At 42.1% G+C, this 22,802-nt stretch carries 31 protein-coding genes and 2 pseudogenes; 18 read left to right on the forward strand and 15 right to left on the reverse strand.

Going from position 1 to position 22,802, the window contains the following annotated elements; all coding sequences use genetic code 11:
• Positions 1-253: 253 nt before the first annotated feature.
• The 3 genes from H6G48_RS12230 (at position 254) to H6G48_RS12240 (ending at position 1,495) form a co-directional block, all read left to right on the forward strand.
• Positions 254-397, forward strand: a complete 144-nt coding sequence (locus H6G48_RS12230; protein WP_081330935.1) for an element excision factor XisH family protein — start codon at positions 254-256, stop codon at positions 395-397.
• Between the two features lie 454 nt (positions 398-851).
• Positions 852-1,166 (forward strand): XisH family protein, encoded by a 315-nt coding sequence (locus tag H6G48_RS12235; RefSeq protein ID WP_228051283.1) that lies wholly within the window; start codon positions 852-854, stop codon positions 1,164-1,166.
• The gene (locus H6G48_RS12240; RefSeq protein WP_190721966.1) at positions 1,154-1,495 is read left to right on the forward strand and encodes a XisI protein; all 342 of its coding nucleotides are present in this window, start codon (positions 1,154-1,156) and stop codon (positions 1,493-1,495) included. Before H6G48_RS12235 ends, H6G48_RS12240 begins: the two co-directional genes overlap by 13 nt.
• A 593-nt stretch (positions 1,496-2,088) precedes the next feature.
• On the opposite strand, the gene H6G48_RS12245 is transcribed toward H6G48_RS12240, so the two are convergent.
• The 3 genes from H6G48_RS12245 to H6G48_RS12255 all read right to left on the reverse strand — a co-directional run bounded on the left by H6G48_RS12245 (position 2,089) and on the right by H6G48_RS12255 (position 2,850).
• On the reverse strand, positions 2,089-2,268 hold the full coding sequence (locus tag H6G48_RS12245; RefSeq protein WP_149988735.1) for a PIN domain-containing protein: 180 nt from the start codon (positions 2,266-2,268) through the stop codon (positions 2,089-2,091).
• Positions 2,234-2,491, reverse strand: a complete 258-nt coding sequence (locus tag H6G48_RS12250) for a hypothetical protein (protein ID WP_190721967.1) — start codon at positions 2,489-2,491, stop codon at positions 2,234-2,236. The genes H6G48_RS12245 and H6G48_RS12250 overlap by 35 nt, the downstream gene beginning before the upstream one ends.
• A 110-nt stretch (positions 2,492-2,601) precedes the next feature.
• Positions 2,602-2,850 (reverse strand): Ycf34 family protein, encoded by a 249-nt coding sequence (locus tag H6G48_RS12255; RefSeq protein ID WP_002760106.1) that lies wholly within the window; start codon positions 2,848-2,850, stop codon positions 2,602-2,604.
• Positions 2,851-2,944: 94 nt separating this feature from the next.
• On the opposite strand from H6G48_RS12255, the gene H6G48_RS12260 reads away from it, so the two are divergent.
• Positions 2,945-4,177, forward strand: coding sequence for a CCA tRNA nucleotidyltransferase (locus tag H6G48_RS12260; protein WP_190721968.1), 1,233 nt, complete (start codon positions 2,945-2,947; stop codon positions 4,175-4,177).
• A gap of 232 nt (positions 4,178-4,409) precedes the next feature.
• Here the strand turns inward: H6G48_RS12260 and H6G48_RS12265 are convergent, their stop codons facing one another.
• The 4 genes from H6G48_RS12265 to H6G48_RS12280 form a co-directional block, all read right to left on the reverse strand.
• The gene (locus H6G48_RS12265) at positions 4,410-4,616 is read right to left on the reverse strand and encodes a hypothetical protein (protein WP_002779193.1); all 207 of its coding nucleotides are present in this window, start codon (positions 4,614-4,616) and stop codon (positions 4,410-4,412) included.
• An 18-nt stretch (positions 4,617-4,634) separates the two neighbouring features.
• Positions 4,635-5,096 carry a hypothetical protein gene (locus tag H6G48_RS12270; protein WP_002732132.1) on the reverse strand — a complete coding sequence of 154 codons (462 nt, stop codon included), beginning with the start codon at positions 5,094-5,096 and terminating at the stop codon, positions 4,635-4,637.
• A 268-nt stretch (positions 5,097-5,364) separates the two neighbouring features.
• Entirely contained in the window at positions 5,365-5,985 is a 621-nt protein-coding gene (locus tag H6G48_RS12275) for a hypothetical protein (protein WP_185241266.1), read from the reverse strand.
• 608 nt (positions 5,986-6,593) lie between these two features.
• Positions 6,594-7,412, reverse strand: coding sequence for a carbon-nitrogen hydrolase family protein (locus H6G48_RS12280; protein WP_190721969.1), 819 nt, complete (start codon positions 7,410-7,412; stop codon positions 6,594-6,596).
• A gap of 86 nt (positions 7,413-7,498) precedes the next feature.
• Here H6G48_RS12280 and H6G48_RS12285 point away from each other — a divergent pair, with 86 nt between their 5' ends.
• From H6G48_RS12285 to H6G48_RS12320, 8 genes are all read left to right on the forward strand, one after another.
• Positions 7,499-8,131 carry an HAD-IB family phosphatase gene (locus H6G48_RS12285; RefSeq protein WP_190721970.1) on the forward strand — a complete coding sequence of 211 codons (633 nt, stop codon included), beginning with the start codon at positions 7,499-7,501 and terminating at the stop codon, positions 8,129-8,131.
• A 462-nt stretch (positions 8,132-8,593) separates the two neighbouring features.
• Positions 8,594-9,388: a PEP-CTERM sorting domain-containing protein gene (locus H6G48_RS26315; RefSeq protein ID WP_190721972.1), complete on the forward strand. Its 795-nt coding sequence runs from the start codon at positions 8,594-8,596 to the stop codon at positions 9,386-9,388.
• A gap of 113 nt (positions 9,389-9,501) precedes the next feature.
• Complete coding sequence (locus tag H6G48_RS12295) at positions 9,502-9,741, forward strand: hypothetical protein (protein WP_190721974.1); 240 nt, start codon at positions 9,502-9,504, stop codon at positions 9,739-9,741.
• A 6-nt stretch (positions 9,742-9,747) separates the two neighbouring features.
• Positions 9,748-9,981, forward strand: a complete 234-nt coding sequence (locus tag H6G48_RS12300; RefSeq protein ID WP_002745620.1) for a hypothetical protein — start codon at positions 9,748-9,750, stop codon at positions 9,979-9,981.
• 153 nt (positions 9,982-10,134) lie between these two features.
• The gene (locus H6G48_RS12305; protein ID WP_190721976.1) at positions 10,135-10,362 is read left to right on the forward strand and encodes a hypothetical protein; all 228 of its coding nucleotides are present in this window, start codon (positions 10,135-10,137) and stop codon (positions 10,360-10,362) included.
• Positions 10,363-10,685: 323 nt separating this feature from the next.
• Entirely contained in the window at positions 10,686-10,901 is a 216-nt protein-coding gene (locus H6G48_RS12310; RefSeq protein WP_190721978.1) for a hypothetical protein, read from the forward strand.
• Position 10,902: 1 nt separating this feature from the next.
• Positions 10,903-11,220, forward strand: a complete 318-nt coding sequence (locus H6G48_RS12315) for a DUF4258 domain-containing protein (RefSeq protein ID WP_002779213.1) — start codon at positions 10,903-10,905, stop codon at positions 11,218-11,220.
• On the forward strand, positions 11,159-11,437 hold the full coding sequence (locus tag H6G48_RS12320; protein ID WP_002755282.1) for a YgiT-type zinc finger protein: 279 nt from the start codon (positions 11,159-11,161) through the stop codon (positions 11,435-11,437). Before H6G48_RS12315 ends, H6G48_RS12320 begins: the two co-directional genes overlap by 62 nt.
• Before the next feature lie 265 nt (positions 11,438-11,702).
• Here the strand turns inward: H6G48_RS12320 and H6G48_RS12325 are convergent, their stop codons facing one another.
• On the reverse strand, positions 11,703-11,981 hold the full coding sequence (locus tag H6G48_RS12325; protein WP_190721980.1) for a hypothetical protein: 279 nt from the start codon (positions 11,979-11,981) through the stop codon (positions 11,703-11,705).
• Positions 11,982-12,342: 361 nt separating this feature from the next.
• Here H6G48_RS12325 and H6G48_RS12330 point away from each other — a divergent pair, with 361 nt between their 5' ends.
• The 4 genes and pseudogenes from H6G48_RS12330 to H6G48_RS12345 form a co-directional block, all read left to right on the forward strand.
• Positions 12,343-12,627 carry a hypothetical protein gene (locus tag H6G48_RS12330; RefSeq protein WP_190721982.1) on the forward strand — a complete coding sequence of 95 codons (285 nt, stop codon included), beginning with the start codon at positions 12,343-12,345 and terminating at the stop codon, positions 12,625-12,627.
• Positions 12,624-13,076 carry a PIN domain-containing protein gene (locus tag H6G48_RS12335; protein ID WP_190721983.1) on the forward strand — a complete coding sequence of 151 codons (453 nt, stop codon included), beginning with the start codon at positions 12,624-12,626 and terminating at the stop codon, positions 13,074-13,076. Before H6G48_RS12330 ends, H6G48_RS12335 begins: the two co-directional genes overlap by 4 nt.
• Positions 13,077-13,329: 253 nt before the next feature.
• The gene (locus H6G48_RS12340) at positions 13,330-13,557 is read left to right on the forward strand and encodes a hypothetical protein (RefSeq protein ID WP_190721985.1); all 228 of its coding nucleotides are present in this window, start codon (positions 13,330-13,332) and stop codon (positions 13,555-13,557) included.
• A gap of 879 nt (positions 13,558-14,436) precedes the next feature.
• Positions 14,437-14,670, forward strand: a pseudogene (locus tag H6G48_RS12345) (ISNCY family transposase); the annotation flags it as partial.
• 42 nt (positions 14,671-14,712) lie between these two features.
• Here H6G48_RS12345 and H6G48_RS12350 read toward each other — a convergent pair.
• Entirely contained in the window at positions 14,713-17,100 is a 2,388-nt protein-coding gene (locus tag H6G48_RS12350; RefSeq protein ID WP_190721987.1) for a DUF3769 domain-containing protein, read from the reverse strand.
• A 493-nt stretch (positions 17,101-17,593) separates the two neighbouring features.
• Complete coding sequence (locus H6G48_RS12355) at positions 17,594-17,710, reverse strand: photosystem II reaction center protein I (RefSeq protein ID WP_002732356.1); 117 nt, start codon at positions 17,708-17,710, stop codon at positions 17,594-17,596.
• Between the two features lie 183 nt (positions 17,711-17,893).
• On the opposite strand from H6G48_RS12355, the gene rsmI reads away from it, so the two are divergent.
• Entirely contained in the window at positions 17,894-18,733 is an 840-nt protein-coding gene (gene rsmI, locus H6G48_RS12360) for a 16S rRNA (cytidine(1402)-2'-O)-methyltransferase (protein ID WP_190721989.1), read from the forward strand.
• Between the two features lie 36 nt (positions 18,734-18,769).
• On the opposite strand, the gene H6G48_RS12365 is transcribed toward rsmI, so the two are convergent.
• The 5 genes from H6G48_RS12365 to H6G48_RS12385 all read right to left on the reverse strand — a co-directional run bounded on the left by H6G48_RS12365 (position 18,770) and on the right by H6G48_RS12385 (position 22,172).
• Positions 18,770-19,939, reverse strand: coding sequence for an LptF/LptG family permease (locus tag H6G48_RS12365; protein WP_190721992.1), 1,170 nt, complete (start codon positions 19,937-19,939; stop codon positions 18,770-18,772).
• Between the two features lie 32 nt (positions 19,940-19,971).
• Complete coding sequence (gene lptB / locus H6G48_RS12370; RefSeq protein ID WP_002797884.1) at positions 19,972-20,700, reverse strand: LPS export ABC transporter ATP-binding protein; 729 nt, start codon at positions 20,698-20,700, stop codon at positions 19,972-19,974.
• A gap of 127 nt (positions 20,701-20,827) precedes the next feature.
• On the reverse strand, positions 20,828-21,328 hold the full coding sequence (locus tag H6G48_RS12375; protein ID WP_190721994.1) for an LptA/OstA family protein: 501 nt from the start codon (positions 21,326-21,328) through the stop codon (positions 20,828-20,830).
• 49 nt (positions 21,329-21,377) lie between these two features.
• Positions 21,378-21,803, reverse strand: coding sequence for a DUF309 domain-containing protein (locus H6G48_RS12380; RefSeq protein ID WP_190721996.1), 426 nt, complete (start codon positions 21,801-21,803; stop codon positions 21,378-21,380).
• 9 nt (positions 21,804-21,812) lie between these two features.
• Complete coding sequence (locus tag H6G48_RS12385; protein ID WP_061432731.1) at positions 21,813-22,172, reverse strand: ferredoxin thioredoxin reductase catalytic beta subunit; 360 nt, start codon at positions 22,170-22,172, stop codon at positions 21,813-21,815.
• Between the two features lie 163 nt (positions 22,173-22,335).
• Between H6G48_RS12385 and H6G48_RS12390 the strand changes: the two are divergent.
• Positions 22,336-22,802, forward strand: a pseudogene (locus tag H6G48_RS12390) (RNA-guided endonuclease InsQ/TnpB family protein); the annotation flags it as partial.

Here is a 22,802-nt window from a genome sequence, read left to right on the forward strand (position 1 = left end):
GCCATTTTCAAAGGGAAAATGTACCCAGTAGCGTCTTTTCAATTTTTTCTGAGAAGCGACCTGCAGTAAGGGTTTTGTTAATTTTTTAGTATTTCTGTATGGGGGAAGTCCAGATATTGGACATCGAAAGGACATCTACCGATAGGCGATCGCGTTTTTAATAAAAATTTGGAAGAGGCGATCGCTATTTTACTGTGAGAAGAGGAGGGCGATCGCTTATAATAAATCCAGTGATCAAAATAGAAGGAGGCAAATGCCAGCAAAAGACCTCTATCACGAAGCCGTTAAAAATGCCTTAATTAAAGACGGCTGGACAATTACGGCTGATCCTTATCCTATTGAATTTGACATCCTCGCCGCCCTAAAAGTGCGGCGATTCCTAAACCTCACGATTTAAGTTTCTGCTTCCACCACCGTCGCATACCACAGTTAAAAAACCATGTACTGTCTTACACAGAGTCCACAGACTTTCGCCCCATTTCAGAAGCCCGATTCCGTGTGTCCCACGGTACGTTGACCGCCTATAGCTTCTTGTACTTGTTGCGCGCGACTTTTTACCCGGCCAAGCTTTTCTGGTCGGAACCCCCTAAGCCGAGTTTTCAAGGTGCTGCGCCGTCCACTTGGTTTTCGAGACTGGCCTTTTAATTCTAACGTAAAGCCAACCTAGAACGGCGGCTCTTCTCGACTTTGTGTGATAATCTTTGCTTATGGAATCGTGAAGTGCTTATCGGGCAAGACTTTTAGGACTATTTTGCGGAAGAAACTATCAGTATAGACCTCGTTTCCACACAGAAACCAGAAGAGCCGAACGGCGGGGTTTCAGACCCAAAATTTCCGATGAAGACGCTGAATTGTATCCAGACCTGGCGATCGAGAAATATATTTCCGAAGAACAAAGACAACGTAAAATTATCATTGAAATTAAAAGCTTTCTTGGCCCTTCAATGATCAAAGACTTTGAAATGGCTTTGGGACAATATATTTTTTATCGTGATCTCATTCAATTAGGACAAGATGAATACCAAGAAATCTATCTGGCTATCAAAGATGAAATTTATGAGACTTTTTTCCAACGAAAATCTATTCAAGCCGTTATTAAAAGACACCAATTAGATTTATTAGTTGTCAACATCGAAAAAGAGGAAATTGTCCAATGGATAAACTAACTAACTATCGCCAAATTATTCAAAATACCTTAACGAAGCTAGACAAAATTGCGAATAGCTCATCCCAAAAAAAACTAGAAACCTGTTTGATTTTTGATGAAAATCATGATCATTATCTATGGATGTCTATTGGTTGGATAAACAAAAAGAAAATCAACAATATTCAGATTCATATTCGTATTAAAAATGAAAGAGTTTATATTGAACAAGATTGGACAGAAATAGGAATCACCTCTCAATTATTAGAAGCAGGGATTCCCAAAGAAGATATTGTTTTAGCATTTCATGATCCTGCAAGTCGTGAATTAACAGAATTTGCGATTGCTTAATCAGGGGCGATCGCTGTTTTACTGTGTAGATAGGAGAAGGCGATCGCGTTTTTAGCTGAGGTTAAGAAGGGCGATCGCTGTTTTTCGGAGAATGATTTTAAATCTCCTCAATTAAGAGTCAAAGAACGTCTCACAAGTATCGATTTTACTGTTTTTGGAGAACTCGCTCAAGTCAAACAAAAAGGGGAAATTTTCGGCTCTTCGGGACTTGTTATGGTTCGATAGGGGGGCATAAATAGACTAAATCCTTATCTGGCAAGAGACTTAATTGATTAGTTCGCTCTAGATCAAAAATAATTGACAAAAATTGCTAAATGCCTTTCTCTATAAGGGTTCCATCTCTTATAACCTCCGTCCATTGCATAACACAAACCGAAGAGCCATATTCTCTCACATAAAGAGAACTGTGAACAAAATCTAGAAAGGTTGTTAAACCCCAACTAAGCTGAGACTGAGTAACGCACAGAAAACGGGTTTCTCGGAGAAACCCGTTTTCTACTCATGCACTCATGCAAAAGGGGAATAAATAATCAGTTTTTAATAACTGGATTTAGTATGACAAGCAACTCGTTATCACCCCTTCAGCGGTCACATTAGATTGAAACAATCTGAATTTCCCTGACTCGGTGCATTGGTTTGGTTGGCTTTTCGGTGGTGATTAGTTCATCAGCTTGAATTTGCAGCGCAGCAGCAACATGAAGTGCATCCATCGCCGCTAAACCGTAAGTGCCAGCAATTTCATGACTCACTGCATCCTCCTCGACGTGCAGCAAGTTCTTGTTCTATTTCGTCTTCATTGAGCAGTTGCAATCCAGCCGAAATTGCCCTCTGTCGAATTTCCCATAACTTTTTGCTTAATGGTGTTTGGGGAATAAATTTAGCTTCTGGTGTTGTTTGTGACTCAGATTTAAGTATTTGAACAAATTGCCAAACTTTTTGTTGCTTTTCTGGGGTCAATTCTCGCCATTGTTCAAGTAGTTCCTCTTCTTTACCCATAAATACCTCGCTCTTAAATTACGCATTCCTCGAATCGTTGGCTGTCCAAGACATATTTGTGGATTAACTTTCGGCTCTTGTAGTAGATATGTATGGGTAGTTCAGGTGTTTTAGGTGGGAATTGGTTCACCCGGCCGCAAACTAGACCATTTACCGGTTTCGCGTAAAAAGCTTTCACAACCCACCACATCCCACTCCATTTCGATATAATCTTCCTTGGTGCGAATGTTAACGTTAATAGAAGGGTTCTTCGCTTCAAAGTCCGGTGTCTCGGTGAGATGACGTTCCTGATGTTGTGTTTCTACGGCATGATAGGTGAGACAGCGATCAACAAAATAGCAGTTAATACAAATACACATAGGTTTAACTCTATAAGTCTTTTCCGTTAATCTAGCTCAGTCTCTCCCCAAATAGGGCCGGTCAAAATTATATTTTTGTAAATTTATCTTCTCGATGTCTTGTCAAAAAAACCTAGATAGTTTAGTTAAAGAAGTTTTTGCGATTAATCGGCAAGAATTGCCAGAAAATGCTTATTTAGTCGGTGGTGCTGTGCGAGACGCTTTATTAAACCGTCAGAAAGACTATATTGACCTAGATTTTGTGGTTCCCGCAAAAGCGATCGAAATTGCTCAAACTATTGCCCATCATTATAAAGCCGGTTTTGTGGTTTTAGATGCCGTTCGTCAAATTGCTCGCGTCGTTTTTCCCCAGGGGACCCTTGATTTCGCGCAACAGGAGGGAGAATCTCTAGAAATAGACCTAAAAAGACGGGATTTCACCGTTAATGCTCTCGCTTATAATCTCCACACCCAAGAAATTTTCGATCCTTTAGGGGGATTAAAAGATTTAGGCTGCCAATCCCTGCGGATGATTTCCCGCGAAAATCTCCAGGATGATCCCCTAAGATTATTAAGAGCCTATCGACAAGCGGCTCAATTGGACTTTGAGATCGAACCCCATACCCGTGCAACTATTCGTTCTCTTGCCCCTTTATTGCACCGTGTAGCCGCCGAAAGGGTACAATCCGAGTTGAATTACCTTTTGCTCAATTCCCGTGGCAATAAATGGCTAAAAAGTGCCTGGGAAGATGGCTTATTATCTCTCTGGTTGCGTCGGATTACCCCCGCAAAAATGGAGCGAGTTATGGGGGTGGAAGCGGCAGCGGGATTTTTAGAATCTTTGTTACCAGAAAAATTTATCTTTTCCCCTTCTCAGTTACAGTTGACAAAATTGGCCCTATTGGTATCGGATGTTTTAGCAGAAGCGGAAAAAGAGTTAATCGATCTCAAGTATTCCCGTGGGGAAATTCGCACGGTAATGACGGTAATTAAGTGTTTACCTCCTCTCAAGGATCCAGATAATTTGAGTGTGCGGGAACAGTATTTTATTTATCTAAATACGGGAAAAGTATTTCCTATCTTTGCCCTTTTTGCTTTATCGATGGGGATTAACAAAAATATCGTCGCTTCTCTGTTGACTTCCTATCTCGATCCCGATAATATTATCGCCCATCCCCGACCTTTATTAAGGGGCGATGATTTAATTAACCATTTACACCTGAAACCCAGTCCGATTATCGGTAAGTTATTAACCGAGGTACAAATTGCCCAAATTGAGGGCCAAGTCACAGTTTTTCAGGAGGCGATCGATTTTGCTAAAAAGTTATTATTAAGTGGTTGGTTATAATTAAATTAAAAATGGATTTTAGGTTCGATCCCCCCTGCCCCCCTTGATAAGGGGGGTGCCGATCCCCCCTTAATCCCCCCTTAATAAGGGGGGCATCTGACAACTTTTAACGCCTACCTACTTAGCAATTGTTCACAGTTTGGAGAGTTTTGTCTGTTAATCAGAGTTTTAGATTCGGATTGAGTCTCAGGGTTTCGACTTATCCAAAAATCAGATTATCCAAAACTGAGATTTATTTAGTTTTAAGCTGTGAAGATTGGGGAGCGTTTTCTCCTTCTACGACTAAAGATTTCACATGAGAACCTTGAAACTTTTCCATATTGCTCACTCGCCACATAGCTAGGGGAAAAGTAATAGCAAATAAACCAAAAAGTCCCACTAATATCCAGACGATATCGTGCATTTTACGCGAGGAAACCTTTCTAACTTGAGCGTTCATTTTGTCACCTCCTAGGCTTTAAGTTAAAGGTAAATAGGGAAATAGTGGATGCCATGACATGGCCGTGGCGGCAATCATGAGGGCAAAAAACCAAAAGAGAATGGTCTTAGCTTTTATCTGGCGATCTTTCCAAAGATAATGCAGTATCGGCCAACTGACCAACCAGCCAATTAATAACATCGTTTCTTTGCCGGTATAACTGCCGATATTGCCCCACATTTTGCTAGGATTTTTACTGCCAGGTATCCAACTACCCAAATTCCAAAGAAAAGTTTCTACGGTTTTTGAATGGTCTGCATCGGAAAAATGGTGAGCAACCATCATTAAAAAACAGCCAATACCAGCACTAATAATCGCCGCCGCTGCTGGGCCAGAAGTGGCAGGGGAACGTTTGGCACCTTCGGCTAAACCTTGGGGAAATTGTTTTAAAAAAGCCCAGATTTTTCCATACCAAGGACTATCGACGTAACGTTGAGTCATCAGATTTGTTCCTATTTTTTCAGAGTTCGTAAGTGTCTAAAACCGAAAAGTCCCACCGCTAAAAGTCCCCAGCCGTATTACCAGCAGTAGGGAAACGACCGACGATTTGACTTTGGTTGCTAATGCTGGCCGCCCTCGTATCCGTACCATCGGGGCTAAGTTTACACCCCCTAGGGCGGGAGCGGCGATAGATAACCCGAAAACCGTAGCTAAAACGAGCAAAAGTTGAATTTTGTTCACTTTTGAGGTAAAGCAGCTAAATAATGGGTTAAAGGGCGTGAATTTTGGCAACACCGAGGCCGCTAACGAGTCCACCCATGGCAAAAAACATCATCGCCATCAGAGCAATGCAAGTGACCGTTAAAACCGGTCGATTAGCTTTGTCTAGGATTGAGTCGCCGTATTTCCAGAGAATCCAAGTGCAGGCCACGCCTAGGGGTAGGGTAAAAAGGACGCTGAATTCGTGGTATTCCATGAGGACGTATTGACCGAGGGGCGAATTTTCCTTTAGCCATGCCCGCGCACCGCCAAACTCTAAACCGGCCCGATAGCGCATATAGGCTAAATTGCCAGTGGCGATCGCCAAAGAAGCGAGGACGGTGGACCAGAAGGTGAGGGTTCGCATTTGCCGCAAAATTTTGCTAGAACCTCTGAGCAGGGGAAAAGCGAGATGACCAGCGTAAACAATCACGACTAGGGCTAATAGGGAACCAAAACCGTGAATTGTGCCTAGCCATCGCTGCCACGGACTCGGATGCAGCAGGTTGACGAAGGGCAGAAATAAAAATAGGCCCGCCGAGAGGATTCCTAGCCCATAGACGCAAACGGTGGCTATATCTAGGGTTTTAGGAAAATCAATTTTTTCTGATTCTGTGGTATAAGATGACATCGGTTTCTCCTTAACGGTCTAGAGGAGCTAAATGGGATTATTTCTCATTTAGCCCGGAATCTTCTTAGAACAAGTCCAGAGAGCATATTTGTCCAACCATCAGAGTATTTTTGGACTGAAGTTGACAATAAATAGAGTCAAGACTTGAATTTCGCCAATTCAAGTCTGAATTGCATCCCTGTCTGCTCTACAGCGTTTCTCGGATATATGAGGTATGTTTTCGCAACTGAGAATTCTTACTTCGGCAAGGTTTAATTTACAATTCACCTTGACGAGAAACGCTACATCTTCATATGATCCCTGATTCGGGGTGCGATAGTCAAGAGATTTTCAAGGAAGATTGTTAATAAAGTTTACGGATATTTTTACCTAGTTCTTCGTTACTTGGTATGGTTTGATCGGGTGGCATAAATCGACTACATCCTTATTAGATGAGCTTACCCTGAGAATCTGGCAAAGAAGGTTAGAAACTCAGTACATCAAAGCTTTTAGCTTAACTAATTAGGTTTTGGATTCGGCCCTTGTTATCAGGGAGCAATGTTACGGGAAAAAACCGAGTTAAATCCCAAAATTAGGCGTTTTTATCGACAAAATTGTCGAATCGAATTTTAAACAAAAACACGATGTTGCAGGGAAGGCATTTGTCGTCGCACCTGTTGCAGACGTTGGGGATTAATTTCGGCAATTGCCACCCCCACTTCTTCCCCCGCATCGGCTAAAACCACACCCCAAGGATCGATAATCATAGCGTGACCGTGGGTGTAACGGCGTTCGTAATTATTGCCCGTTTGAGCGGGGGCTATTATATAACAAGTATTCTCGATCGCTCGCGCTTGTAACAAAACTTTCCAATGATCTTTCCCTGTAAAAGCCGTAAACGCCGCGGGTACAAATAAAACATCGGCTCCTTGCTGCGATAAATAGCGATAGAGTTCGGGAAAACGCACATCATAGCAAATCGAGAGGCCAATTTTTCCCAAGCTATCGGAGCCATAAATCGGCGGTAAATCGATCCCTGCCATGACTGTACTCGATTCCTGATAGGTGTTACCATCCGGGACATTGACATCAAAGAGATGGACTTTTTGATAACGGGCTAATTCCGCACCGTTGCCATCGACTAAAATAGCGGTATTATAAGCCTTATCGGGAATACCCGTCACCGGCACGGGAAAACCACCCCCTAAAATGGTCACTTGAAACCGTTGGGCCATGGTGCGGAGGAATTTATCGGCTTTGAGAGCAATAGTCTCGGACTGGGCGATTTTATCGGTTTCTGCCCCCATAAAGGCGAAATTTTCTGGTAAACCGATTAATTCCGCCCCTTTACCCACGGCAAGTTCGATCAACTCTTCAGCGGCAGCGAGATTTTTCTCTAAATCTGGCTGACTGGTCATTTGAATGGCGGCGGCGAGATAGGATTTCATGGGGGTTGAAGCTCTAGAGTCGGATAATCTCTGTAAAATTAATCATAACCTTCGATTATATCCAATTTCAGATATTTTGTCACCCCATGAGTAAAATTGTTTTCTGTGACTTTGATGGCACTATCACCGCCGTGGAGACTTTTGCGGGTATGCTCAAAGAATTCGCCCCCGATTTATCGGCCCAAATTATGCCCCAAATGTACGCCCGTACTCTCAGTCTGCGCCGGGGTGTCCGTCAACTGCTAGAGTCGATACCGAGCCAAAAATACGCCGATATTCTCGCCTATGCCGAAAGCAAGCCAATTCGCCCCGGATTAGCCGAATTCCTCGCTTTTTTACAGGAGCAATCCATCCCTTTTATTATTATCTCCGGTGGCATCCAAGGCATGATTGAAACGGTCTTAAAACGGGAGGGACTATTAGATAAGGTGACGGCAATTTATGGGGTCAATCTTCATACTCAATGCGAATATCTGCAAGTTCGCTCCGATTGGGAAAATGAGACGGAATTAGTGGCTAAAGCCTTGATTATGGCTAAATATTCGGGAGTAGAAACTATTGCGATCGGTGATTCTGTCACCGATATTACTATGGCTAGAAGGGCCGATCTAGTTTTTGCTAGAGATCGTTTAATCGATTATCTGCAAGCGGAAAATCAACCCTATATTCCTTGGGATAACTTTTTTGAGATTCGCGAATATCTGTTATTGAGAGATTAGGGATTGGCTGTTATAAGTAATGGTTAGGATAGGCAAGAGGCAATGATTTTCGCCGTCTCATTCCCAAGCTCCGCCTGGGAATGATTTTTGAAGGCTCTGCCTTCTGTAAAGATTACTCAGGAGGCAGAGCCTCTCATTAAACATTTCTAGGCAGAGCCTAGAAACGAGAGATTCTAATAATCCAAGACTAACCCGTTAAAAGATTTTTTTACTAGCCTACTCTCAAGGGTAACAATAATTATAAATTTTTGTAAATTTGTGTTGGTTTACACTTGACAAAATCGGGGGGGGGTAGAATAGCGTTATGGCTCTGTCTTGTCATTAGAGGAACTAACTTAAAATTTAGTGATTGGCAATTTTGAAAAAACCAGTCTTTCTCCCTTGCCAATGTCGCTTAATTTGAGATTTTCTCCTTTAAAGGTCAGTCAGAACATTTGTTTGTTTTGAGGAAAATTTCTGGATATGAAAACTTCGATTGCGAGCAAACAAAGCTCATTATCAATATCAATCAAGGCTAGTATCGCCGCTGCTGCTCTATTGGCAGTCAGCAGTCCTGCCCATGCTTACAGCATCTATTTTGGCCAAGACATAAACAATCAAGGTGGCTCCACTCGCATACCATATGCTAATGCCCAAGCGGCTGAGAATAGCTTCCGCTCTAATTTAATGGGTGTGGGTACAGAAACGTTTGAATCTTTTCAGGCTGGAACCACTACTCCCCTAAATTTAACTTTCCCAGGTTCTACCGGAAGTATCACTGCCACTCTAAGCGGAGGAAATGGAACAATAGTTTCAGTTCCCACTGGGACTAACGGAGCCGGACGCTATCCCATTTCCGGGGATAAGTTCTGGGAAGTATCAGCCGGTGGTGGTGGCAACTTTGAGGTGAATTTCAGTCAACAGGTAGCTGCTTTTGGCTTCTACGGCGTGGACATCGGCGATTTTGGGGGTCAGATCCAGTTACAGCTAACGAATGGAACCACAACAACAGTGACTGTTCCTAACACCATCGGCAGTAATGGCAGTACGGATGGCTCGGTGCTTTTCTATGGTCTGATGGCTAGTAATGCCGCTGAAACGTTCACAAAAGTGAGTTTTCTCACAACCACTGGTCAAGGTGATGTCTTTGTTTTCGACAACCTGATAGTTGGAGATTTTAAACAAATGAACAAAACTCCCGAACCTGCTTCAGTCTTGGGTTTACTCGCCATTGGTGGTTTAGGTGCGGGTTCAGTCTTGAAGCGCAAATTAAAATAAAAAACTGGTAAATCTAGCCTTAAATTGGCAGTGATCGCACTTTATCAATAGAGCGCGATCGCTTTTTTGGGGAGACATTCCAGATTTTTATTAATCTTTGTTAGAATGATGAGATGGGTAATGGCTTTGAGTTGATTGGAGAACTAACAGAAATAGAGATTATCGCCGCCAACCTCTCTATTCGTGAACTCAGAAGGCTAAAAGCGCAGTTTGGGGGTCGTCGATGGCGAAAGCTAAAAGGAGTCGGCTTAGTTCAATTTCCTAATGGAGAAATCCGCAAAGCTGAACTACACTGGTATGAGTCTCAAGGTATTGGTCGGCGAAAAATGAAAGTTAAACGAGTTTTGGACTAAATATTTATGCAAACACCAGCATCTAACATTGAATTTGCTATCTGTATTACCGCTGAAGAAGGCGGAGATTTAGAAGTTTGTAAACTTTATCAAGTGTTACCTGATGCTAAAGCGCAAGAGGTGGGATGTTTGCGAGTGATTGATGAATCTGGTGAAGATTATTTGTATCCAGAAAATCATTTTGTCATAATAAAACTTCCTGAAACGGTACAAGTCCAGTTATTAGCAGTCCGCCCTTAAATAGCGAGTAAATTACCTGGGCGTTGCTGATAATAAACGACTTAAGCTGCAATACTGACCTTAGAAGTGATCGCCCTCTATAAATATAGCGTGATAGCTTTTTTGGTGTTAGAATAAAGGAAACCATAGCGTTTTGATTGGCTGAGACTTTTTATGCAATCTGATCTTTTCCAGACGACTCAACTTCCTTCAGATGAAGAGATTAAACAAGCGATCGCATCTGCAGCTGAGGAACTCTTAAGGCAGCTTAATCCAGATTATCTCATTTGTCAGAAAACATCGGTCATTCGCTTTGCAGATATCCCTCTTTCTGAACAGCAGGCACTAGAGCAAGCGTTAGCAGAACAAGCGCAGGGTAAAATTATCAAACATCGATTTTAACGTAAGAGGGCGTATGATATCTGGTTGTCCTTAAGCACTAGAGACTTTTTGAGCAATTTAAAACAAAATGATCCTGAAACTTATCACAAAATCCGCGATCTGTTGCATGATTGATCACTCCAGAGAGAAGATTTTAAAACAGGCACTCCCGAAAGAATTGAAGTATTTATTGTTAACCATCTAAAAGTTTATTATAGAATAATACATCGCTTAAAAAGTATTGATGTTATTGATGTCATTGACTTGAGAAAATGAAATAACTAGACTATCAAATGGGGAGTTTGTCGCCATTATTTTCAACGCTTGAATTGAGAAAAATTACTATGAAAATTCAAACAGATTTGACGATTCCTGAGATTGAGGAAATTAGAAAAGAGGGAGTTAAAGCTCTCGTAAAAAGATTGGGAATTGCTAAAGCGGCCTTCTTTCTAAGAGAAACAGCATCCCAACCTCTAAATTATTTAGAGATTAAAGATCGGTTATTTGGTGAAATGACAGCAACGGATATTTACGATCAAATTAAAGGCGGCTATCACTGAAATGATTGAGGAAATTCGTCAAAAAGTTAGACAAAACCAATTTGAATTTTCTCAACACGCTGTCAATCAAAGTATCCTGCGTCAGATCAGTGTTCAAGAATTACGGGAGGCGATGGAACAAAGCGAAATTATTGAAGATTATCCAGCTGATAAGTATGGTGCAAGCTGTTTACTTTTGGGATTTACTCTAATTAATAGAGCCTTACACATTCATTGTAGCTATCCCTCTCGCCCTTTGCTCAAAATTATTACCCTATATGAACCCGATCCAAATTTATGGATTGATTTTAAATCAAGGAGAACACCAGATGTCAACTAATTCTAGACAAGAAACCTTAATTGAACAAGAAGTTACCTATACCCTTGAAATCAATGGCAATTTTTTTATTATAGAAAATGTCCCCGCTAGAGTCTGTGTAGAAACGGGAGAGCGTTTTTTTGCACCAGAAACTGTCGAACGCTTGCAGGAAATTATCTGGGAAAATAAGCGACCAAAACGGGTAATTGAAACACCAGTATTTGACTTTGCTAGTTAGTGTTTAATAGAAAACTGGCAAATCGAGCAACAATTGAAGTCTTAAATTAGGGGCGATTTCGCTATGTTTGTAGAGTGCGATCGCTTTTTTTGAGGCATTCCACATTTTTATTAATTTTTGTGAGAATGACGATCTGGGTAATGGCTTTGAGTTGATTGGAGAACTAACCGAAATAGAGATTATCGCCGTCAACTTCCTTTTGACAATTCATTGGGAAACGTTATACAAGGTTGGGTTATGGTTCTAGTGGGGAATTGGCAATAGTTCAATATAGAGTTTCTCTCAAACTCCGTGCGCCAAAATGATAGACTGCCCGATGCCCAATTCGGATAAACCAAGTCTGAGCATCGGGATATTTGGCCAGGAGATGCTCTGATGCGGTTACGATGTCATCAGCCACTTCAAAGGCTCCAGTTTCAATGTCGATAGCGACAATTTTACCATGATTGCCTTCCTCGACTTGAGAACGAATCTGAGATTCATAGAGGTCGTTGCCACGTCTAGCAAATTCTTCTTTGCTGTATCGGGGTTGTCGAAGTTTCATCGGTTTGATTTCGTTTAACTTTACGTTTCCATTTTAGCTGACATGACAACATCTTCTCTCACTCCTCTCTAATGCCTCGTATCGAACATTGAAGATTCATATCTTTGCTGCTATCCAGTCGGCTGATTTTGGCGAGGATTATTGGCAGCAATTGCGCCAGCAAAAATAAATTCGGAACGATTTTGCGCCATTTCAGAGATCAATCCAAATGTTAAGAATTGTACAACACTCTTGTCATAAGGATTTTTATGTCATGAAACCTTAAATTTGGAATTGCTGCAATTGCGCTCTCTTGATAGACGGCGATCGCTTTTTTGTTTATAATAGTTAAAGACACGATAAATTGATTCAAGTCAAGCCCATGCCACTAACTCTTAATTTAACATCAGAAATCGAACAATATCTCAGCCAAAAAGCGACGGAGAAAGGTCTTTCTCTAGAAGCTTACGTCCTAAAGTTGCTCAAGGATACTATTTTAGAACAAGAAAAACAGACCAAACTGGTTAATTTACTTCAATCTTGGATTGATGAAGAAGATGAACAAGAACAAAAAGAAACAGGTGAATATTTAATCGAAGCACTTGACCAAGATCGCTTATCTGAGCGTCCTTTATTTCCGGCTCACTTAAAGGGAGTAACTTGGTGAATAGAGTAGTTTTATTAGATACGGGAATTATCGGTTTAATTACTAATCCTAAGCGAGCGCCTGAAAGTCTAGCTTGTAATTGTTGGCTACAAACGCTAATTAAAGCAGGTATTAGGGTTATTCTTCCAGAAATTGCTGATTATGAGGTGCGTCGAGAGTTGTTACGCGCTAACAAGATTAAAGGAATTAAGCGACTGGATGAGTTAGCTAACTTAATAGAATACCTACCCATTACAACGGATGCAATGCGAAAAGCTGCTTTATTTTGGGCGCAGGCACGCCAACAAGGACAACCCACAGCAGGAGATAAAACAATTGATGGTGATATGATTTTAATTGCACAAGCTGTCACGTTATCTGTGACAAATCTGATAATTGCGACAACAAATGTAGGTCATTTATCCAAGTTTGTCAGAGCAGATTTATGGCAAAATATTAGGTTTGATTAACATTTTTCTTAGAGGAACTTTATTGCAAGAGAAGTGACGCAAACCGAAAGAGAAGCTTCGGAAGAGGGATGAGCCAGAAATCGCAGATGATTTACGGACAGAGTATGACTTGAAGTGCCTCCAAGTTAGGGCGAATAAAGCTATAATTAAGGTCTCGAATTAGATGTGATTGCGCTCTATTTATAAATTGCGATCGCTTTTTTTGGTGTTAGAATAAAGGAAACCATAGCGTTTTGATTGGCTGAGACTTTTTATGCAATCTGATCTTTTCCAGACGACTCAACTTCCTTCAGATGAAGAGATTAAACAAGCGATCGCATCTGCAGCTGAGGAACTCTTAAGGCAGCTTAATCCAGATTATCTCATTTGTCAGGAAACATCGGTCATTCGCTTTGCAGATATCCCTCTTTCTGAACAGCAGGCACTAGAGCAAGCGTTAGCAGAACAAGCGCAGGGTAAAATTATCAAACATCGATTTTAACGTAAGAGGGCGTATGATATCTGGTTGTCCTTAAGCACTAGAGACTTTTTGAGCAATTTAAAACAAAATGATCCTGAAACTTATCACAAAATCCGCGATCTGTTGCATGATTGATCACTCCAGAGAGAAGATTTTAAAACAGGCACTCCCGAAAGAATTGAAGTATTTATTGTTAACCATCTAAAAGTTTATTATAGAATAATACATCGCTTAAAAAGTATTGATGTTATTGATGTTATTGACCTGACAGGGGGACAAGAGCGGCTAGAACGTAGATAGAACAAGCTCTATAGCCCTTTGCCCTTTGAGGTAATCCTTCAACCGATAGCGGCTAATTTGCATTAGCTCTTCGATACTTTTTTGGAAAATTTGATATAGTTGAAGCCAATTATGGAGATGCTGACCCACGTAAAAACTACTGTGTCGGCGCTGACCTTTATATTTTTTCAGCAATTCTCATTTTGAAATAAATAGAGCATTAACCCCGATTTTGGAAGGCAAAATATAGTAGAAAGTGACTATTTTTCAGGGAGAGGCGATCACTAAAAAAACAATTGGTTGGACAAATTAAATATAAATACTCAAGCAATCAAAGGGATTGGCTGAGAAAGAACGGGGTAAATTCAGGAAGATAGTTCTGTTTTTAGAATAGGGAATTCAAGGGAAATAAAAATTGATAATTAGGGTTTGCGGCAAAAAGTTTTTCCTGGGGGCAGGGGGGGTGTGGGGTTTTACCGATTTTGAGGTAGTCAGTTACCTAATTTTCAGGGAAAAAGTCCAGGAATTTTACCCCCGATCACTCCAATGGTAGGCACTTTTTGAGGGAAAAAAAGTCTAAAAGCCTTATCCAACAAGGTTTTTAGATTTATTCAGCCAGCCCTAAATAAGAATCATAAAAATAAGTAGGGTTATTCTGTAACCCTTTTAGGAGACGACTTATATTCTCACGAACCTGTTTGTGAATTAGCAGTAAAACAAGGTTATAATTTTATTTTTGTTTGTTGGGAAACGTCGCCTAAAACTTTATATGAATGGCTAGAATTTTTAGAAAAAAGTGGAGAAGTTACGAACGTTGAAAAGAAACAATGGGATGGGCGAAAAAATCTAATTCATAATTCATAATTCATAATTCATAATTCCCTCTCCCTTCTAGTCTTAACGGGTTACTCCATCCACCACCGGACGGATATCGCTACCCTCAAAATAGCCGGGGTTGCCTGTCCAGTTGAAATCCGAAACGCGGATGTTGAGTATTCCCAACTGCAGCACCGGGTTATAGCGCAAAATTAAACTATAGGTGCGACGACTCCATTCGAGAAAATATTCTGTGCTGATTTCCTTAGCTTGATCGATACTATAAATGCTCTGGAAACCCACGCGAATCGGACCATATACCTGTTGAGTTATACCATAGGACATTGTTTGTTGATCAACAAAGCGATCGAAGAAAAAGGGTGATTGTCCGTTAACCAAACCCTGACTAAAACTGAGATTAAACCCAGTATAGTCGAGAAAATTGCCGGAAAAACGCCCAAACTGTCCTAATAATCCCACGGTTCCCGTGACGGAATTTTGCGTCTCTCCATTGGTGTAATAACTGGTGACACCAGTGACACCAGTGACAAGAGCAATATAGGGTTGAACGGGAACGGGAGAAAATCTTAAACCTTGGTCGGGAGTCGGTGGTAAAGTAAGGGCAGACCAGAGTAAAAAACTGCGATTGAGGGAGACAGCACCCTGAAAACGGCTTAAATTAGTAACATTATCCGTTGCATTGGCCGGTAAGAGATTACTGCGATCGGTGGGTGCGTTAACATTCTGAACAGAAGCTTGATAACTGAGTCTAATATCCGTATTCGGGATGACAATCACAGGTGAGGTCAAAATTGCCCCAAAACTGCTATTAACCGTCTGAAACCCTAAAGAACCGTTAAAGAGACGCTCGCGATAATTGTACTCCACATTGAGCAGATAGGGATCCTGCAACTGTCCGATCGTCTGTTGAAAGCGAATTTTAGAACGAACACTATTTTCGATCTGTTCCAAATCTAAATTAGAAAAAGAAGCTGTCGCTTGCAAAAACGAGCGCTCGCCAAAATTAGTGGCAAAATTGCCCAATAAACCAAAAGCTTTCGGACTAAGGGCCGAAACTTCCCCACCTCCGGGGTTAGCTGAGGGGAAAGCATCGGGATTAAGGACTTTTTGAATTAAATATTGCGGTGTCAACTCAAAAAGAGTCTTCGGTGTCTCCACTAAAGTTAGGGGACTTTCTACGAAAAATCCGCCTCGATCCTCCCCATCATAGCCCGGAGCAATTAAAAAAGGACGACGACGACGGCGATCGAACGTAAGACTATTAATAAAAGTGGGTGCCACTACCCGTTGATCGAAAACCAACTGGGAATTACTCATCCGCAACTCATCGGTAAAGGGGCCGGTACTGCGAAAAGTGGCGGAATTGGCCCGAACTTCCAATTCAGGGGGGGAAAACGGGTCATTCGTCAGACGCACATTAGTGGCATTCCACACCTTACCATCAAAATTCAAGCGCTCGGCCTGAAAACGGACACGATTAATCGTTCCCCCCGATGGACTACTAATATTCTGTCGATCGCGCCGACTGGGATCCTGTCCCCCGACGACAAATTGAAAACCCTCTCCCGTGGTAATTCTCTGCAAGGGTTGATTTAATGCCAAACGATCGGTTAGGGTTCCAAAAGAACTACCAGCCCCCACATCCGTGGGCAGCGTCTGTCCTAAATCCCTAGCGGTGCTGGGTTGAAAAATCTCCCCATTAGCATTAAATACCACACCGCTATCCTGGACGAAATAATACTCGAAGCGATCGCCGCGCAGGATTTGATCTCCCCGGGTTAGGATCACCTGTCCCTCCGCTACCGCTAACTTTTCGGGAAGATTAATCTGTAAGCGATCGGCTGTTAGTACACTTTGGGCAAAACGCAGGGTGACATTACCTCTAGCGGTGATAATCTGCCGATTTTGGTCAAATTCCTGCTCATCAGCCACCAATTCCATGGGTCTTTCCCCTTCTGGATTAGCGGCCTGAGCTAGGCCGTTATTGAGGGAAATCAAGTATTCTTGGCTGGTTTTTTCGCCTTTTTTCCGCACTAATAGCCGAGTTGAGCCATTTTTCTGGTTAAGAGCTTTTTGATTTAATCCTGAAACTATCTCGGTTTCGGGATGAATGGTGACACCAACGGCCGCGGGGGGTGGAGAATTCTGAACAGAAAGGGGTTTTCCTAAAGCTGCCGCATCACCCCCACTGCTAGGTAATGGTTTTAAGGGAATACCCTCATCGGGAACCAAGGGTTTTACCTCGACGGTTTCCGGGGGTGGAGTGACGGTTAGGGGAATAGAAACGCTCTCTTCTGAAGGCTTTTTTGCTTCTAGAGGTGCTGGGGTGACAGGGAGGGGAATTACTGACGCGGGACTATTTTCAGAAACTTGGCGCTCCTCCGTTTCCGGTTCGGCTACAGTATTAATCAGGGCAGGTGGTTCAACAGCTAAGAGAAAAAAAGACATGACTGCACGAGTCGGCGATCAAAATAGAGGACGAGCGAACCTCATTGACATCCTCGCCGCCCTTTTAGGGCGGCGATTCCTAAACCTCACGATTTAAGTTTCTGCTTCCACCACCGTCGCATACCACAGTTAAAAAACCATGTACTGTCTTACACAGAGTCCACAGACTTTCGCCCCATTTCAGAAGCCCGATTCCGTGTGTCCCACGGTACGTTGACCGCCTATAGCTTCTTGTACTTGTTGCGCGCGACTTTTTACCCGGCCAAGCTTTTCTGGTCGGAACCCCCTAAGCCGAGTTTTCAAGGTGCTGCGCCGTCCACTTGGTTTTCGAGACTGGCCTTTTAATTCTAACGTAAAGCCAACCTAGAACGGCGGGGTTTCAGACCCAAAATTTCCGATGATACTACCATGATCATTATTTCTAGGGAGACAGGGAAAGTTTAATAACTTGTTCCCTGTGTCTCTACCCTAGAACCAGTTTGATAATTGTCTTCTACTCAAAGTCTTTGCGTCCGGGGTTACGGGTAGGATCGCCGGAAAGGAAGCCAAAGATAAAAAGTAAGACAAAGAAGGAAACAACGATATAAACGGCGATTTTTAGGGTTAACATTACTAAGACGTTCTCCTTAGACTAGATTAATTCAATAACAGGGGTGAGCATACCTTGACCTACTTTACCCTATTTGAGTGATCCCTGAACAGAGAAAAGTGATCAGTCTTCAGTTATCAGCCTACTGTTTACTGTTTACTGATCACTTAAAATACAACTAAATAGCCTATTTTTAGCCAATTTATGAATAATCTCGGTAAATTATATGTGGTGGGAACGCCGATCGGTAATTTAGACGATCTGACTTTCCGGTCCCTGGCAACTCTCAAAAAAGTCACTCTAATTGCTGCCGAAGATACCAGACACACGGGCAAATTATTGCAGCATTTTGATATTCTGACCCCTCAAATTAGTTACCACGAACATAATCGTCTTTCCCGTCTCGATGAGTTATTAAATATTCTCAGCCAAGGTCAGGATATCGCCTTGGTTACTGATGCGGGAATGCCGGGGATTTCTGATCCGGGTTATGAGTTAATTAAAGCTTGTATAGAAGCTCAGATCGAAGTGGTTCCCATCCCCGGAGTAACGGCGGTAATTACTGCTTTAGCGGTGTCGGGATTACCCACGGAAAGATTCTGTTTTGAAGGATTTCTTCCGGGTAAGGAAAAGCTCAGACAAGAGCGCTTAGAGGGTTTAAAAACTGAAACGAGAACGATGGTTTTTTATGAAGCTCCTCACAAACTTATTAAGACTTTGGAGGATTTACGAGAAACTTTCGGCCCCACGAGAAAGATAGTTTTAGGTCGGGAATTAACCAAGCTTTACGAAGAAATTTGGCGAGGAACTGTCGCCGAGGCGATTAATTTATATCTGGCGAATAAAACTCCTAAAGGGGAATTTACTATCGTAGTTATGGGCAACAATCGGTTCGATACTATCCAATTATCCGACGAGGAATTAAAACGGGAATTAAAACAAATTATCGAAGGAGGAGTTAATCGATCGCAAGCCAGCAGACAATTAGCACAGGTTACTAATTTATCCCGCAGTCGTTTATATAAATTAGCCTTAGAAATTTGATGATTATCAATTTTTATTCCCACCGCTAACCCTCGATTACTTAGCCGATTGAAGTAACAAAATTCCTCCGGCAGTTAATCCTAAAATATTGGGCAACCAAGCGGCCATCAAGGGGGTTAAAACTCCGCCAATGCCTAAGGAACTGGTGACAAAAGATAGGAGATAATAGGAGAAAATTAGGACAATACAAATACCGAAACTGGTGGCTTTATTAGAATTTTGGGGACGTAATCCCAAGGCTGCCCCAATCATCCCAAAAACTAAACAAACAAAGGGTAAAGATATTTTCTGCTCGATTTGAACTTGTAATTTTCTAATTTTGGTGGGATTGCCACTTAATTCCAGTATTTTTAGGTATTCCCGCGCTTGTCTCAGGGTCATTTCCGAACCATCTCGCCCCCGAAAAGCTAAATCTAAAGGGGTACGCGGTAGGGCTAATTGTTGATGTTGAAAGCGGACAATATTACGATAGGAACCATTAGGATCAATTAGATAAATTGTGCCGTTATAAAAATCCCAGATATTTTTTTCAATATTCCAAGAAGCTGATTCTGAGGTAATAATTTGATTAACTTCCGGCTGGGTGCGATCAAGAATGGTTAAACCTAGCATCTCTTGACCGTTAAATCTTTCGGCATAAAATAACCTTCTTAATACCGTTTGCGGTTCCCCTCCATCCTGTCGCCGCACTTTGCCGTATTCAGGATAAATAATATTATCTTCAATAAAAGATTTGCGATTTGGTCGCAGGGCTTTGGTCATGGTAGCATTAGCTTCATAACTGGCAGCTGGAGCCACATAATCATTAAAAACGTAGGTTAATCCCGTCACTATTAAACTTAGCACAATGGCGGGAATTATTAGGCGATAAACACTAATTCCAATACTTTTCAAAGCAATTAATTCGCTATCACTGGCTAAACGACTGTAGGCCATTAAAGCCGCTAAAAGTATTGACATGGGAAAGGCTAAAACGATAAACTCTGGCATTTTTAATAAGAGAATTTTTAAGGCCAAAGTAAAAGGTAAACCCGATTCAGTAATCCGTCGCACTAAATCAAATAAAGTACCGATCGCCACTCCCAAAGAAGTGAATAAACCCATACCAAATAAAAAGGGCAATAATAACTCGACAAAAATATAGCGGTCTAAGATGCTAAATCCGGGTATTCTACTTAAATTTCCTTGCCAATTGCCAACTTTCATGATATAATGCAGCGATTTTTTATTAATAACAATTATCGGAAAAAATTATCACCCAAATAATACTGACGCACCAGAGGATTATTATAAAGTTCTTCGCCACTTCCCGCCGCTAAAATCTGCCCTTCGCGCATAATATAAGCCCGATTAGTGATAGCCAAAGTTTCTCGCACATTGTGATCGGTAATTAAAATTCCCATCTGACGATCCCTTAAACCGGCGATCATCGCTTGAATCTCGGACACGGCGATCGGATCTACCCCGGCGAAAGGTTCATCTAATAATAAAAATCTCGGTCCGTTGACTCCCACCGCTAAAGCGCGAGCTAATTCCGTCCTTCTTCTTTCTCCTCCAGAAACGTAGGCTCCTTTAGTGCGAACAATCTTATCGAGGCGAAATTCTTTTAATAAATCATAGAGACGATTTGCCCGTTGGGAAAAGGGAACCCCCGACTGTTCTAGGGCTAACTGAATATTTTCTGATACAGTTAAATAACGAAAAATACTGGCCTGCTGCGTCAGATAGCCAATACCCAGACGCGCCCTTTGATTAAGGGGTAATTTGGTAATTTCTTTTTGATCGAGCCAAACGCGCCCTTGATTCGGTTTAATTAATCCCGTGGCGATATAAAAAGTTGTGGTTTTCCCCGCACCATTTGGTCCTAATAACCCGACAATTTCCCCCGGGGCAACAGTAATACTCACCCGGTTAACCACGAGCCTTTTACCGTAGGATTTATGGATATTTTCTAATACTAAAGTCATCTTTATCGGCTGTTGGGTGTTAGGGGTTGGGGAAGTGGGGACGTGGGGAAGTGGGGACGTGGGGAGAAAAAAAGCTGACTCCTGACGACCGGCTACTGACTCCTGATTCCTGACTCCTGACTCCTAATCACTGCGGGTTAATAATTGGGGCAGCGGGGAGGGAAGGGGAAGGTATGGGTGCGGGTGTCGGAGAAGCAGCCGGTTGGGGGGAAGTTTCGTTATCTTTGACTAAATAAATTGACTCCACCTGCTGACTGGTTTGGGGAGTAGCGATAAATCTGCCCTCATCGACAAGATAAGTCATCGTTTCGGCGCGGATACTGTTGCCTTCCTGCAAAACGTAAACGTTACCCGTCATCACTAAACGACGTTCGCGGCTAAAATACTGAGCTTGAGCGGAAGTGGCCTGCATTTTGCGAGCGGGATAGAACACTTGTACGTTACCCCTAGCAGTAATTACCCCCGTTTTTGAGTTCGCCTCTTGAATATCCGATCGCACTGTCATGGCATTACCTGGTACAATGTTCTGCTGTGCTTTGACTAGGGGAGAATTGCCCAATCCCATGATTAAGCCAGCAGAAACGAGGTAAACTAGCCATCCTCTGATTTTTGCGTATCTTGCTCTCATAGAAATCTCACCTATAGACGTAATTGTATTGACTAACTAATCTAGCTTTTTAGAGAACGGGATGACTTTTGAGGATTTTCGGCAGAGAACAGATAGATCGATCGAGGTGGGGATGAGGATGTTCCTGATTGCTTTTCATCGCTTCTAGCACTGCCGGTAAAGCTTGGGGATCGAGATTCTGTAAAAAGTTTAATAGATCCAAACTCTCCCCAACCAAGTGCGTCACGTTGATCCCCTCGTAATCGGGTTGATAGGGTTGCAAACGTCTAACCCCTTCTCCCAAAAGGATTACCGCTCCGCGCCAGTTATTATTTTCCAGATGGTAACAAGCGACAGCAATCTGCAAAATGCCTTGATAAAAGGTTTTTTCAGGCTCTGCGGACTCCATCCACAAAGCCTCTAGGGTATCATGACAAGCATAGAATTGCTGGCGATTAAATTCGTCGATTCCTTGGCCAAAAGCGGTGGCTGTCATTACCCTAAACTAATGCCCCTTCATCGATTCGCGGACTTCTTGGATATAGTCAAGGGAAATTATCTGTTCTTCCCCAGCAAACTCGTTATCGGGGGTAATAAATAGCATACAGTGACATTCTTTCCGTTCCCGCATCGGTACACAGGGACAATTCCAGAAAGTATTTTTTACCTCCGCTTCTTTGTCTTCGTAGTGACGACAGGGACATAAAGGAGCGCCTAATTCGTCCTTATGACGCGCTAATCCCTCAATTACTACGGCTGTCACCGAGAGATCGCTACAGAAATAAGTATTTGTACCTTTAGCGTACTGTTCGGCAAACTTTTTCATCGCCTCAAGACTCTTATCCGTGTTTGTGATCTGGCTCATAGTTATCTGATCCCCTTAGCTTTCTACAAAAAAACTTTTTACCTAAAATGTCAGCTTGAAGGAACCCTCGGTTTTACCTCGGAGATGAAAAGCTGACATCGCCTTGACACCTTGTACGATGAGTTGCTAGATTATAAGCATAACACATTGAGAGGTCGAGTCAATGCGAGTCATAGAGTTTAAGTTAAAAACCAATTCACACCAAGAGATAGCCATTCAAGAGGCTATCAGGGTGGGACAGTTCATCAGGAATAAATGTTTAAGATTTTGGATGGACTCTACCAAAGAAGATCAGGTTAACTATGCTACTTTGTGTAGGCTAACTACCGAATTATCTAATAGTCCTGAATTTTCTTTTGTTGGTAAACTCAACTCTATGGCTCGTCAAGCAAGTGCCCAAAGAGCTTGGTTCTCTATATCCCGTTTTTATGATAACTGTAAAAAGCGCACCGCCCGCACCGAATCGAATTCGGCGAGCGGACGGTGCAAGAAGGGTTTGGCGAAAAAAGGCTATCCCAAATTCAAAAAGTTTTCAAGGTCTGTCGAGTACAAAACTTCTGGTTGGAAACTAACAGAAGACAAAAAGTTTATCCACATCACGGATAAAACAGGGATAGGAAAATTAAAGTT

This window comes from Microcystis flos-aquae FACHB-1344 (assembly GCF_014698375.1).
In the GTDB taxonomy this organism is placed as follows: Bacteria; Cyanobacteriota; Cyanobacteriia; order Cyanobacteriales; family Microcystaceae; genus Microcystis; species Microcystis aeruginosa.